This is a genomic window from Reinekea forsetii, assembly GCF_002795845.1.
In the GTDB taxonomy this organism is placed as follows: Bacteria; Pseudomonadota; Gammaproteobacteria; order Pseudomonadales; family Natronospirillaceae; genus Reinekea; species Reinekea forsetii.
Genome location: NZ_CP011797.1, coordinates 1,590,279 through 1,602,982 on the forward strand (window position 1 = coordinate 1,590,279; position 12,704 = coordinate 1,602,982).

Consider the following 12,704-nt stretch of genomic DNA (forward strand, 5'->3'; position numbering starts at 1 on the left):
GACTAAAAAGAGTGCCAACTACCTTGAAAGACACCGCAACAGACCAAGGACGCCTCTTTCATCAGCGAACGGCCGCGATAGCGGCCCGCTCGAATGCCTTCATTGGTCAGGCTCGATTGAATCATTCGACTGCCAGCGGAACCTCGGCTTTCGTTAAAGGTCCGAATAGCGCCTTTAGTTCGAACCGTTGAACGTTAATATGGCGTTTCTGTTGGCAATAATCATAGTACGATGCTCGCGGCACACTAAAGGCCTTACAGACCATATCGACCGGCTCAAGCTCTCTCAATTGGTAAATCAGTTCTTACGATTCCATTCGACCGACATTAAGAGAGCAGCCGGAATGCCGTACCAAGCCTTTTTTAATATGATTTCCTCCCGTTCCAGTCGATTAACTCGTGCCTCTAGTTCTTGAGTGTGCTGCTGATCGGGCGTTAAGGCCTTACTTACAGGCGTAATGCCGCCCCGCTCTGTTTTAAGTTGGTCAACCCAGCGGCGAAGTCCGGTCTCGCAGACATCGAGAGATCTGCTGCCTTCGGTCATCGAATAGCCCTAGTCAACCACCAGGCAGGCAGCTTCGTGTTTAAATTCGGTTGAAAATGAACGTTGTTTCTTTCCCATTGAACACCTCAAATAGAGGTGGCTAGTTTACCACCTAAGAATTGTGTCCGGGATTATTAGACTACTACAGTCATCATTTTAAATTCATTGCTTTACATACGCTTAGGCCGGTTTTTAAGGTCGGTTCGATGTTCACCTCAGTCTCAGATGTGTCGTTGCAGGTACTTGCTTTGACCTGTTACTATTGCGGTAAGCATGAAGCATAGGTTATTCTAGACGACTAATTTTTGAGATTATACCGATGCTCAATGATATATCTTGGAATTCTACATGGGTCTAAAATGGGAGGATCTTCCTCCTAGCGTTGCTGGTTGACAAATTCTGATAAGGCATAAATGTGAAAAAGATTTGTATTGTAGTTAATTCAATGAGCTTTTTTCTCTCTCACCGCAAGGATATTGCAATTAGTGCGGATAAAATTGGTTTTCAAGTATATATTTTAGCTCCATTTGATTGTGCTATTCCAACTGGTTTTTCTAACAAAATAAAATTCATTGATATCAATTTACATCGAAGTTCATTTAATCCTTTAAAAGAGTTGTTTAGTTTTATATCTCTTTATAGAGAAATTTCTAAAATATCACCTGATGTTCTTCATCTCGTAACTTTAAAACCTATTATATATGGAGGCCTGATTGCCCGTCTAATTAAGAGCGTCAGTCCTGTTTTTGCAATTTCTGGGCTGGGTAGTGTTTTCACTGCAACTGGGCTATATGCAGCAATTAGAAAATCAATTATTAGTTATATGTATCGATTAGTGTTGAACGGAACTGCAGCAGTTGTAATATGCCAGAATCAAAATGATGCAAGTGTAATTAACAAGATAAGCAATAGCAGCTCATACAAGCTTGTGCTTATAAATGGTTCGGGTGTGGACCTATCAGAATATTCTCCGGCCCTTATGCCAAAATCTCCTCTGACTGTTACCATGGCAACGAGGCTGTTAGTGGACAAAGGAGTCCGGGATTTTGTTATTGCAGCAGGTTTGGCGTCTAAAGAAGGTTTACCTATAAAATTTATATTGGCGGGCTCTATCGATTTAGGAAATCCATACTCAATCACCCAAGAAGAGCTAGTTGAATGGGCATTGATTGACACGCTATCTATTATTGGTTTCTGTGAAGATATCCCCTCACTGTATGCAAATAGCCATGTTGTTTGTTTGCCTTCGTATTATGGCGAAGGTATCCCCAAGGCTTTGATAGAAGCAACTGCTTCAGGTCGGGCAATAATTACTACAGACACACCTGGTTGTAGGGAGACAGTATCAGAAAACTTAAATGGTTATTTGGTTTGTAGGGAATCACCTTCGGAGATAGTTTTAAATTTAAAAAAATTCTTGTCAGATAGCAGTTTGATACAAAAATTTGGCGATTACTCACGCTATTTAGCGGAATCGAAATTTGACGTTAGATGGGTCGTTCATAAGCATTTAGAAATATATAACGAACTTTCAGATAAGGACTCTTAACGATGCGCGGGCTCTGTTGTTCAAAACAACGAGCCTTACAAAGAGGCGATATTTTACCAATCAATGAAGAGTTGGAGGTGTGCGTTTAAGAATGCTTTTTTCAAATAGTTATATATTGCTTTCTAGTCATGATTCGAGATTTATATAGGCACAAAAAAATTGAAGATTTTGATAAACTGAGCGTTCGTGTTATTAGTTCTTGAGTAATTCAATGCTTTTTAAATATCTCAGATTGCGACGAGTTTGGTATAACTCGGTTTAAAAGGATATTGACCTGGTCAAATTTTTTAGTACAACCCAGTTAAGAGGCTTCCTTTAATTTTAGTTTCGGTATTTGCATCCCAAATTCAAACTGATTTAGCGATTTATGGCGCTAGTAAGAATGCCATATGTGGCTGTTGTAACACATGGTAATGTAGTTCATGACATCCTGTTGCGCCTCGTTACGCTTCTGGTAGTTGCGCCACTGCACACGCTCTTGTTTCAAGCTGCCGAATAAGCTCTTTCCTATGGCGTTATCCCAGAAATTTCCCTTACGACTCATACTGCCAACAAAGTCGTGGACCTTTAACAAACGGCGATATGCGTTGCTAGCATACTGCGATCAGCGACTAGAGTGAACAATCAGGCCAGCTTTGGGTCGGCGCTGCCAAATGGCCATTCTTAATGCATCACAGAGCAACTGAGCTGTCATTCGTGATCTCATGCTCCAGCTAACACCCCGCCGTGAGTATAAGTCGATAAGCGTAGCCAAATAAAGGCAACCTTCTTCAGTCCAGATGTACGTAATATCCTGTACACGGGCCTGATTAGGGCCTTTTGCCGCAAAGTCGCAGTTGAGTATGTTATCAAACAGCGGCTTGGCGTGATTGCTGTTTGTCGTTATTTTAAACTTCTTTCGACGTTTAACTAACACGCTGGCTTCTTTCATTTGTTTCTTCGCCTTATTGCGGCTCACTGGGTAGCTCATAATGCCCAATGCAAACTTCATACTTCGACCGCCATAATTATGGTCAGAGGCCTTGCCAATCTCTTGAACGGCTTCAATTAGCTCCAAATGATAATAATCAACGGCCTTGCTTAAATGACGATAATAGCCTCCACGGGTAACGCCCAAATGCCGACACATCAAACTTTCCAGGCCAGGTCTTCTTGTGTTGTATGATAAACGAATACTTTAGATCGTTTCTTTGGAAAAAAAGACCGTCGCTTTTTTAGGATATCCTTTTCCATTTGAAGGCGTTTAACTTGTGCCCTGAGATCCCTAATTTCTTCTAGCTCTGGCGCGAGCTTACCATTGTCGTGGTCAAGTATTCCCGGACAGTAAATTAAGTTTTTTCCCGCTGCTGCCGGGGTCAAACCGTTATTGTAACTGTGGGGCCGTCGATTATTGTAATAATCCATTAGATAATGACTGATATCCATTTTCGCTTCGTGGTTCACTCTATACCCCAATCGTGGCCCCACTCCGACTTATTGCTTCGGAACAGTCTCTCCATCGGTGCATTGTCCCAACAATTTCCGCGACGACTCATACTTTGTGTTATTTGGTATCGCCACAACAATCGCCGATAGGCCGTGCTACTATATTGGCTGCCTTGATCCGAATGGAACATGAGGCCACCTTGGACGCCCTCTGCGTTGAAAGGCATCTGATAAGGCCTTCATTGCCAGCTGGGTATCAACCTTATCCTATAGCGCCCAACCAACAACCCGCCGTGCGTACAGGTCCATTACGACCGCCAAGTAGATCCATCGTGAACCAGACCATACATAGGTAATATTCCCGCACCAGAAATGATTTGGCTGAGAAACGTTAAAGGCTCGTGATAGTATATTAGGCACTTCGATATGTTCCGATTTTGCGATCTTGTATTTGTGGGGCCCAGGCTGGCAACAGACCAAGGACGCCTCTTTCATCAGCGAACGGACGCGGTAGCGGCCCGCTCGAATGCCTTCATTGGTCAGGCTCGATTGAATCATTCGACTGCCAGCGGAACCTCGGCTTTCGTTAAAGGTCCGAATAGCGCCTTTAGTTCGAACCCCTATGTGTCAACCTGATAGCAGACACTCACCAAGTGAGTTAACATACATTTAGGGCCCCGGTATCAGGAACCACCACTATGCCAAAACCAATAGAAACTCGCGAAAGTTCTCAGATTCAACCCGCCCCAGAGCTGGAAAAGCGGACCCGTCGGCGTTTTTCAACCGAATATAAACTCAATATTATTGCCCAGGCCAATCAGTGTGCTCACGGAGAGCTGGGACAGTTGTTGCGTCGAGAAAACCTTTATAGCAACCAACTTCAGCAGTGGCGGAAGGAGTTGTCCCAACGTGGACCAGAAGGTCTGGCTAAAACGAGCCCCGGCCCTCAAGCGTCCAAAAGCGCGGATCAAAAACGTATCGAACAGCTTGAAAAAGAGAATGGCCGATTACAGCGGAAGTTGCAAATATCCGAGGGTTGCTTAGATCTCCAAAAAAAAGCCTTTGCCATGATCGAACAATTCCAGGATGGCGACAAGAAATGATGTCCTTAGTGGAACATCGCGATCCAGTGATACCGTTGGTTCCTGCTTGCAGGGCGTTGTCGCTCAGTCGCAGTGCCTTCTATGGTCGACGTCCTGCGTCATTGGAACAGCCACAGCGGACCGCTCGACATCAGTGTGTTCAGCCTCGGGCGTTAAACGACTCGGAGAACCAAGCCGTCCTGGCCGTACTCAATAGCGATGAATTTTGTGATCAGCCCCCTTACGAGGTTTATCAGCAGTTATTGCAGCAAGCTATTTATCTGTGCTCGGTCAGTACTATGTATCGATTGCTTCGTCGCCAGCGTGCGGTGGGTGAGCGCAGAAAGCAACGCCCCGCCCAGCATCACGCCATTCCACGCCTGCTCGCCACCGAGCCGAATGAGGTCTGGACGTGGGACATAACCAAACTAGCGACTCAGCAGCGTGGAAAATACTTGTCTTTGTATGTGGTGATCGATTTGTTCAGTCGCTTTGTAGTGGCATGGATGATCTCACGCAAAGAAAACAGTGCACTCGCCCAACAGTTAATGGATGAAGCGCTGGTGCGATATGGCGTGGGACCGGGCCAGCTGACCATCCACCAGGATCGCGGAGCGCCCATGACCGCGCATAACTATCTGGAGCTCATGGGGGAATTTAAGGTGACCAGTAGCCACAGTAGACCGCGCGTCAGTAACGACAATCCCTTTAGCGAAAGTCAGTTTAAGACCTGTAAATATCAACCGGATTATCCGGGGGTTTTTACCAATGTCAGTCATTCACGCCAGTGGTTTGAACGCTATTTCGATTGGTACAATTTTGACCATCATCACAGTGGGCTTGAAGGCTATACGCCCGAACAAGTGTTCACGGGTCAGCATGAAGCGGTGCACGCTGAGCGCCAGAAGGGACTCGATGACCAGTATGGGAAGCACCCCGAACGGTTTGTGGCAGGCCGGCCCTTGGCAGCCCGACCACCGAGTGAAGTTGCCATTAATCCCATTACGCCTCAGATGCTTGAAGAGGGAGCGCCGAACATGGTGAATTTCCCTACTTTGCCAGTGGCCCAAAATATTCTAATGAAAAATACTTTAATTTTGGACTGACTGTCCAAAACAGGTTGACACGTTCCGGAACCGTTGAACGTTAATATGGCGTTTCTGTTGGCAATAATCATAGTACGATGCTCGCGGCACACTAAAGGCCTTACAGACCATATCGACCGGCTCAAGCTCTCTCAATTGGTAAATCAGTTCTTACGATTCCATTCGACCGACATTAAGAGAGCAGCCGGAATGCCGTACCAAGCCTTTTTTAGTATGATTTTTTCACGTTCCAGTCGATTAACTCGTGCCTCTAGTTCTTGAATGCGCTGCTGATCGGGCGTTAAGGCCTTACTTACAGGCGTAATGCCGCCCCGCTCAGCTTTAAGTTGGTCAACCCAGCGGCGAAGTCCGGTCTCGCCGACATCGAGAGATCTGCTGGCTTCGGTCATCGAATAGCCCTGGTCCACCACCAGGAAGGCAGCTTCGTGTTTAAATTCGGTCGAAAATGAACGTCGTTTCTTTCCCATTGAACACCTCAAATACAGGTGGCTAGTTTACCACCTAAAATGGTGTCCGGGATTATTAGACCACTACACATTGCCCCGAAAGGCCTGCCTTGAGCCATCGGCCTGGTGCTCTTGAATCCATCTCGCAATCAAATTAGGGTTAATACCTAGACTTCGCGAGGCCTCAGATTTGGTGTATTCTGGTTCTAGCACTAAGCTGAGGGCATCTAGCTTAAATACTTTCGGGTACTCCTTTTTTTTGGTCATTTAATTTGCTCCAGTTTTGAGTATTGTCTCTTAACTAGGCTGTTCTAATCCATTAGACCACGTCATATTTCATTCTACACTGCTGTCGAGCTCTGACTAAGAAATATCGTTTCTTCATAGAAGTTGACATTAATTTCTATGATAATGACTTAATGACTTAATGACTTAATGACTTAATGGTTTATGCAGCGTGATGCGCGCAAATTATGAATGATATTTCATCCAATAGTATTGAGGAGGTCCGCGGTGTTAATGCTTAGTAATTCCTTCACTTGGAAAAGTTAACAACTGATTTAGGAGTAAAGTAATTTGTATTTCTGAGTTCAATCAGGGAAATTGCGAAATGATCCAGCCCTCTTAAGATGTTCAACTTTGACAATTTAAATATACCTTATGTCCCCTATGGATTGTCTTTTTATGGGGCAGAGCAAGGTTTTAATTGTTGAAAAAGCAATATCTAAAGAAGTGGTATTATCCGCACACCATTAGTACACGGGTCATGTGTAATCCCCCCTGAAATTAGCAGCAGTCATAAATCGATAACCCTCGTAAACTACCTATAGAGGACGTTGCTATGCAAACATTACAATTTACCGCAAGTCAGATTATGGCCATATTAAAGCAGATTTAAGCAGGCGCCAGTGTTCCAGACCTGTGTCGAGAACACGGCTTCAGCTCAGCAGGCTTCTACGAATGGCGTACTAAGTTTGGCGGTATGGACGGATCTCTGATGAAGCGGTTGAAAGAACTAAAAGATGAGAATCGTCGGCTTAAAAAATATATGCTGAGGAAAAACTTAAGGCCGAGATAGCCAAGGAGGTTATCGAAAAAAGTTGTAAGGCTAGCCCTCCGGCGAGAGCTGGCAAAATCCATCCGAACTGAATACAACGTAAGTATCCGATTGGCATGCGATGTGCTCTCTATCAGTGACACCTGTTTTATGTAACAAGCTCAATTATCGGATGAAAATGCTGTTATCGCCGACTGGCTTCTAAGGCTCACGACGGCCCATAAACGCTGGTTTTGGGGTTTTTTTTATGTTCCTACGCAATTCCAAAGGATTTCACTGGAATCATATGCGGGCACACCGCATCTATCATGACTTGGAATTAAACTTACGCATCAAGCCTGGAAAACGGATTAAAAGAGATAAGCCAGAGCCTCTCAGTGTGCCATCAGCGATAAATCATGCTTGGTCTATGGACTTCATGAGCGATTCATTGAAAGACGGTCGTTCGGTCCGTACGTTCAATGTAATCGATGACTTTAATCAGGAATACTTAACGATTGACGTGGATTTTTCGCTACCGACTCAACGCGTTATCCGTTCATGGGAAAGAAACATTGAATGGCGCGGAAAACCCAGTGCACTTCGTTGTGACAATGGACCAGAATAAATCAGTCAGGATCTTATTAAGTGTGCGAACTAGGAGCAGATTAAATTGCTTTACATCCAGCCTGGGAAGCCAACTCAAAATGCTTACGTTGAACGATTCAACCGAACTGCAAGGAATGAGTGGTTGGAATTGAATATCTTTGAGGACATTGAACAGGCTCAATTATTGGCAACCCAATGGCAATGGACTTGCAATAATGAGCGACCACATTCTTCGATTGGCTTAGTTTCGCCAAGGCAACTATTGTGACTGATAAACTCCCTATTTTTAACTAACAATAAATTGGGGGAATTGAAATGCCTTTTATAAAACTTTAGAAATATTGGCCATTGGATCTCCCGCTTTCCACAAGTGCAGGATAGTTTCCTTCATTTTAATAGGTCATCTTATTTGGATGCGTAATATTTACGCTCCGTTTTATTTAGGAGTGTTGCCGTGACCGGTTGAATCAATCTATGTGATTACTACTACTCATTCCCTCATTGAATCCTATTTTTATATGTGCATTCGATAACACACTACTGAATAACGGACTATTAACTAGCGTTAGTACAAATGGCCCCATCCAGAAAAATAGATAAGACTCAAACATATTCATAAACAAAAAATTTATTAAACCAAAGAGTGCAAAGTAGTGAATAGGTCGGCAGAGTTTGTGCGCTTTTGTTAAACCGTATATGACTGGTGTGAAAAACAAAAACAGACCGAGCAAACCACTACCTAGCATAATTTCGATGTAACTGTTGTGAAAATGACCAAACTGTTTTTTAACCCAATCAGGATGTTTCAGTGATTGTTTAACAATGTCAGTTCTTACTTTTCCACCGTAACCAATAAGCGGTTTCTCAGCAATCCACTCCAATGCTTGTAACCAGGTATTTACTCGGACGCCAATGCTGGTATAGGGTATGTTGTCCCAATCTCCTGCCGTAATCGCGCTTATTGTATTTTTCTCACTGAAAACTTTTTCGGTTAGGTTGTCTTTAAATAAATAGCTCATTGAGCCTATTATAATTATTGCAGCTAGAGTTGACATCATTGCTTTGATGTTTTGCTTTGCTTTTTTTATTTTCACAATACGGTACATCGAGATCATTAGATAAACAACAAAGGTAGTCAATAAACCCAAGAAAGCAGCCCGGGTCTGAGTGCCAATAATACCAATAGTACATAAGGCTCCAGCAATTGTGAGAAAGGCGGTAAAGCCAATTCTATGGATGATGGTCTTGTTTTTGATTGCATCTTGGAAATAACTCAAACACCCAATAAGTCCAAAAGAAAAGAACAGTGCCACATGCTGAGCATTGAGTATGCCAAAGTCGACTCGCCCACCTTGAAATATCCTAGCCACAGTTTGGTTGAAATTCGGATCCTGTAAGCAAGCAAAGAAAAATCCAATCAATGCAGTGCCTAAAAACAAGGCGACAGTACGATCATTGCCCCCCAACCACCAAGCAATAGGAATAAACAAATAGATTCTCGGCAGCTTTTCGAACTCTCCATATTTAACAGCAGATTCAGCATCTATTGAATAATTGATACCAAAAAAAACAAATGGTGCGGCAATGGCGAGGGCCCAAAATATCATCATTGGTTGTTTTTTGAAGAACCTCCAGTTTGTGACGAGTGGGTAAATAAACAATAGGGTCGTTACCGCCTCAGGCCAGCGATTAACCGAAGTCGGGGTCCAAATCTTAATAAATACGGTACAGAAGCAAGCCATAAGGGCTAACCAGACCATCCAATTCGGTCCGCGGTGGTAGGTCGACGGGAACCAGCGGTTTATATCGGTAATGGCAAGGGCGTGTTGGGTCATTAATTGGGCCTGGGTTTCGAAGCTAGTGGATTAGGGGCGCTATCTTAGCGGAAAATGGTCTAAAAGTGCTTGCCATTGTGAGCGGTTACCGTCTTCTTTTATGTTGGTGTGGCCTAGGGCCATGGTTTGGCTGCGAGCAATGGGTATGGGTCTCGGCCTGGAGTGTTCGCTACGGCGTACTTGGGTATTGTTGCGCACAGCCATGGCTTTAAACCAAAGGTCATCGGCCTTGGGTGTCAGTTGCATATAAAGATCTTTATTGAGCGCGTCTGGATGTAAGCTGTTGGCTGGGTATAGGGTGCCGCCATAGCCAATGGCCAGTGTATCCGGTTGGCTCCCACCGGGTGGTTCGGCTCGCCAGTATTTATAGGCCTGTGCATCACCATTTTGCTCGTAGGTGATGGTTCGACATTCGTGGGCGATAATATCCCTGGGATGCTGAGTGTGCTCTGTTAGGAGCCGCTCTAGCCAATCGGTTGTGTACATTAGATCATCGTCGCAGGTAACCAGGATATGGTTAGGGTATTCAGTTAGCGCAAAGGTTAGTTTGCGGTGGGAGCTGTGACCGTCGCGGAACTCAATTGAAAAGCGGTCGCCTACTAGGCGGGTCAATGAGCGAGGTAGCTCGCCCTTGAGGTCGTCGTTAAGCCATAAGATGATGCGTTCGGGTTGAATGCTTTGGTTTAACAGGCTGCGCACGGTAGTGCTTAATACGTGCAGGCGGCTGGGAATCGAGGTGAAGGTCACAATTACCGGCACCTCTGCCGGGCGGCTATTTTTGCCTAATGATTTTTTTGGTGTTAACGCCAAGCGAAGTGCCGTAAATAGGCTCTTCGGGTATTCCTTTAGTTTCATCTTGTTTAAACTGGCGTTAATTAAAGGCCTATTGTAAAGGGCCGACATCTTTTCACGCAAGGTTATTCAAGGTTATTGTTTTTGAAATCGATGAATAAACAACGTTTTCGCCGCTTTGATTTATATACAACGGCTTATAGAACGTTTTATAAGTTATTGGTGCCGGTCGCATTAAAGCATATGGCCATAACTAGGCCTTTTTTAAGGCTAATGGCTGACGCAGATGCCTGGCAAGTCTATTGGAAAGGGCATTGTATTGGTCGAACCGGGAGCTGGGCCGATTTAAGGGCCGAGGCACCGGTGCGTTTGTTTTCGGTGGGATCAGGGCCGTCTATTAATCAACAAGATTTAGGTCTAATACCCGGTGAACAGTGTGTGTTGGTCAATGGGGCTATCAGTCTGGTTCTGGATAGCACAGTCTCTAGGCCGTTCGCGGTTATGATCGAAGACAGTCGGTTTATCTATGAACGGGCCGACATGCTGATGCAGCTGCCGCAAGGAACGCGTTTGTGTTTGGTCGCCTCGGCGATGCAGGCGTTGGGCGCCACCTGTGGAGCCGAAGGCTTGGCTCACTTTGAGCTGTTTTTGATCGATGGCTTTGAGACGCCCTATGGTAAAGCTCGCCGAACAGTGAATGATGCCCCCAATGAGTCCTATCGTATGTCCGCTAAGGCTAAGTTGAGCCTGAATTTGGCGCAGGGCCACTTTGGTTGCGGTACGGTGATGTATTGCGGTATTCAGTTGGCGTTTCATTTGCGGGTGCAGCAGCTGTATTTGGTCGGTTTTGACCTAACCGATTTCGATCAACCCCGGTTTTATGAAAATCAGCACAATGCCGCTTGGACGGGCCTGCAGAACGCCTACCAGGAGCGTATTTTACCGGCTCTGAGGTTAGCGGTCGACATTGCGCAAGAATTCAATATGAGTATCGAGAACTGCAGTCACACCTCAATTATACCCAGGGAACTGATTCCTTTTAATGCCAGATTAATGCCGCCCAGTTGGGATGGGCATTATGCGGGAGAAGAGGGCAGTGCAGAGCGATAACCGTTCAGGGTTCCGCTCTAATCGGCTTTACGAATGGCTATCTGTATCAAGGCGACAAACAGCCCCAAAAAACCGGCCAAAACCGTTGCGGCTACCGCAATTAGGGTGCGATTGGGCTTTTCAGCCTGAGCCGGCACCTGAATCTGTACCCTGTGGTCGAGTAGGCTTGCGGCGGTTAAATCCAGGTTCAGCTGTTGTAAGGCGGCAAGTTGGCCCTGAAGCATTTGAGGGGAGAGCACCGTGGGGACTAGATTGCCTCTACTGTCCTGCTGGTAACCGACTATAACGTCTTGCAAGGTAGGCTGTTGGTTTTTAAGGGCTGCCAATTCGGCCATTAAAATGACTGAGCCCTTGTTGTAATCAACTATTGTGTCGCTCGTACTGCCCGCCCGAGGTGTGGTGATATCAAGGCTTTTGGCGATCGCGAGGGCGTTGGTGAGCTGTTCAATAGCGCGTTGTTGGTTTGCGCTGGCGGTATTGGTGAGTGCGAGCATCTGTTGGCTTAGCTTCTGCAGTTCAATAGTTTGTTGACCCTCAATATCGGCGACCAAATCGTCCATGGTTTGTTGTTCAGCCAAATCCAATAGGGCGGCCAGCCATGCTTTGGTCGATGCAGGGTCAGCAGAGAGCGTGCTGATCGATATTTGGTCAAATTCGGCGTTATTATTGCCGCTGTCTGGCAGGAAGTCGTAGGCTGCGGGTGCAATCTGCAGCGCCATTGCAAGGTTGGTGATTTTGGATACCCGCTGCGGGTCGCTAAGCGGGGTACCCTGATGGTCTACAAAATTGTCGGTTTGCTGTAACGCCTGTTCCAGCAGGCTCCGAGACTGGAGGTTCTTTAGCAACTCGCCCACTATTTGTTGGCGATCCAGGGGGATCAGAGTCTGTGACAGGAAGGGCGCTATTTGAGTCATGCTTGGGCGGCTGAATACGGCTTCAATACGGTATTGCTTGGGTAACGACAGGGCGATGGACACTCCGGCCACCGCACCGAAGAGAGTAATCAATAGAATGGATTGCCATTCATTGATCAGCTTACGAACCAGTTCACCCAGGTCAATTTCGTCATCCGATGACGGTCGTAAATGAATCAAGTCCCGATTCCTTTCCGTGTCTTGCATCCTATTGAAACCTTGTTTCCGAGAGTGTCCTTATTAGTTTAGGCGAATAA

Annotated in this window: 9 protein-coding genes and 5 pseudogenes; 5 read left to right on the forward strand and 9 right to left on the reverse strand. The window is 45.5% G+C overall.

Features of this window, described 5'->3' with window-relative positions; genetic code table 11:
* Positions 1–2: 2 nt before the first annotated feature.
* Both REIFOR_RS16765 and REIFOR_RS07400 read right to left on the reverse strand, forming a co-directional pair.
* A complete protein-coding gene (locus tag REIFOR_RS16765; RefSeq protein ID WP_227003822.1) occupies positions 3–167 on the reverse strand; it encodes an IS3 family transposase in 165 nt (54 codons plus the stop codon).
* 130 nt (positions 168–297) lie between these two features.
* The gene (locus REIFOR_RS07400; protein ID WP_100256949.1) at positions 298–543 is read right to left on the reverse strand and encodes a hypothetical protein; all 246 of its coding nucleotides are present in this window, start codon (positions 541–543) and stop codon (positions 298–300) included.
* Positions 544–958: 415 nt separating this feature from the next.
* Between REIFOR_RS07400 and REIFOR_RS07405 the strand changes: the two genes are divergently transcribed.
* Complete coding sequence (locus REIFOR_RS07405; RefSeq protein ID WP_100256950.1) at positions 959–2,092, forward strand: glycosyltransferase family 4 protein; 1,134 nt, start codon at positions 959–961, stop codon at positions 2,090–2,092.
* A gap of 373 nt (positions 2,093–2,465) precedes the next feature.
* On the opposite strand, the pseudogene REIFOR_RS16985 reads toward REIFOR_RS07405, so the two are convergent.
* Together REIFOR_RS16985 and REIFOR_RS16990 are read right to left on the reverse strand one after the other, a co-directional pair.
* Positions 2,466–3,391, reverse strand: a pseudogene (locus REIFOR_RS16985) (IS3 family transposase); the annotation flags it as partial.
* A 42-nt stretch (positions 3,392–3,433) separates the two neighbouring features.
* Positions 3,434–4,114 (reverse strand): annotated as a pseudogene (locus tag REIFOR_RS16990) (IS3 family transposase); the annotation flags it as partial.
* A gap of 101 nt (positions 4,115–4,215) precedes the next feature.
* Here REIFOR_RS16990 and REIFOR_RS07435 point away from each other — a divergent pair.
* Both REIFOR_RS07435 and REIFOR_RS07440 read left to right on the forward strand, forming a co-directional pair.
* Positions 4,216–4,620, forward strand: coding sequence for a transposase (locus tag REIFOR_RS07435; protein WP_100256226.1), 405 nt, complete (start codon positions 4,216–4,218; stop codon positions 4,618–4,620).
* A complete protein-coding gene (locus REIFOR_RS07440) occupies positions 4,617–5,705 on the forward strand; it encodes an IS3 family transposase (protein ID WP_100256227.1) in 1,089 nt (362 codons plus the stop codon). The genes REIFOR_RS07435 and REIFOR_RS07440 overlap by 4 nt, the downstream gene beginning before the upstream one ends.
* A 15-nt stretch (positions 5,706–5,720) precedes the next feature.
* Here the strand turns inward: REIFOR_RS07440 and REIFOR_RS07445 are convergent.
* Both REIFOR_RS07445 and REIFOR_RS07450 read right to left on the reverse strand, forming a co-directional pair.
* Positions 5,721–6,172, reverse strand: a pseudogene (locus REIFOR_RS07445) (transposase); the annotation flags it as partial.
* 69 nt (positions 6,173–6,241) lie between these two features.
* Positions 6,242–6,418 (reverse strand): annotated as a pseudogene (locus REIFOR_RS07450) (transposase); the annotation flags it as partial.
* Positions 6,419–6,992: 574 nt separating this feature from the next.
* Between REIFOR_RS07450 and REIFOR_RS07455 the strand changes: the two are divergent.
* Positions 6,993–8,064: pseudogene (locus REIFOR_RS07455) on the forward strand (IS3 family transposase).
* 199 nt (positions 8,065–8,263) lie between these two features.
* On the opposite strand, the gene REIFOR_RS07460 reads toward REIFOR_RS07455, so the two are convergent.
* Both REIFOR_RS07460 and REIFOR_RS07465 read right to left on the reverse strand, forming a co-directional pair.
* Positions 8,264–9,631 carry an O-antigen ligase family protein gene (locus tag REIFOR_RS07460; RefSeq protein ID WP_100256958.1) on the reverse strand — a complete coding sequence of 456 codons (1,368 nt, stop codon included), beginning with the start codon at positions 9,629–9,631 and terminating at the stop codon, positions 8,264–8,266.
* Positions 9,632–9,670: 39 nt separating this feature from the next.
* Positions 9,671–10,486, reverse strand: a complete 816-nt coding sequence (locus REIFOR_RS07465; protein ID WP_100256959.1) for a glycosyltransferase — start codon at positions 10,484–10,486, stop codon at positions 9,671–9,673.
* Positions 10,487–10,696: 210 nt separating this feature from the next.
* Here REIFOR_RS07465 and REIFOR_RS07470 point away from each other — a divergent pair, with 210 nt between their 5' ends.
* A complete protein-coding gene (locus REIFOR_RS07470) occupies positions 10,697–11,533 on the forward strand; it encodes a hypothetical protein (RefSeq protein WP_100256960.1) in 837 nt (278 codons plus the stop codon).
* A gap of 17 nt (positions 11,534–11,550) precedes the next feature.
* On the opposite strand, the gene REIFOR_RS07475 is transcribed toward REIFOR_RS07470, so the two are convergent.
* Entirely contained in the window at positions 11,551–12,627 is a 1,077-nt protein-coding gene (locus REIFOR_RS07475) for an LPS O-antigen chain length determinant protein WzzB (protein WP_158524320.1), read from the reverse strand.
* Positions 12,628–12,704 lie beyond the last annotated feature (77 nt).

Bases quoted from the DNA above. Each gene is read 5' to 3' on its own strand.
- REIFOR_RS07400 (WP_100256949.1), bottom strand. From the start codon at position 543: ATGACCGAAGGCAGCAGATCTCTCGATGTCTGCGAGACCGGACTTCGC.
- REIFOR_RS07435 (WP_100256226.1), top strand. From the start codon at position 4,216: ATGCCAAAACCAATAGAAACTCGCGAAAGTTCTCAGATTCAACCCGCC.
- REIFOR_RS07440 (WP_100256227.1), top strand. From the start codon at position 4,617: ATGATGTCCTTAGTGGAACATCGCGATCCAGTGATACCGTTGGTTCCT.
- REIFOR_RS07460 (WP_100256958.1), bottom strand. From the start codon at position 9,631: ATGACCCAACACGCCCTTGCCATTACCGATATAAACCGCTGGTTCCCG.
- REIFOR_RS07465 (WP_100256959.1), bottom strand. From the start codon at position 10,486: ATGAAACTAAAGGAATACCCGAAGAGCCTATTTACGGCACTTCGCTTG.
- REIFOR_RS07470 (WP_100256960.1), top strand. From the start codon at position 10,697: ATGGCTGACGCAGATGCCTGGCAAGTCTATTGGAAAGGGCATTGTATT.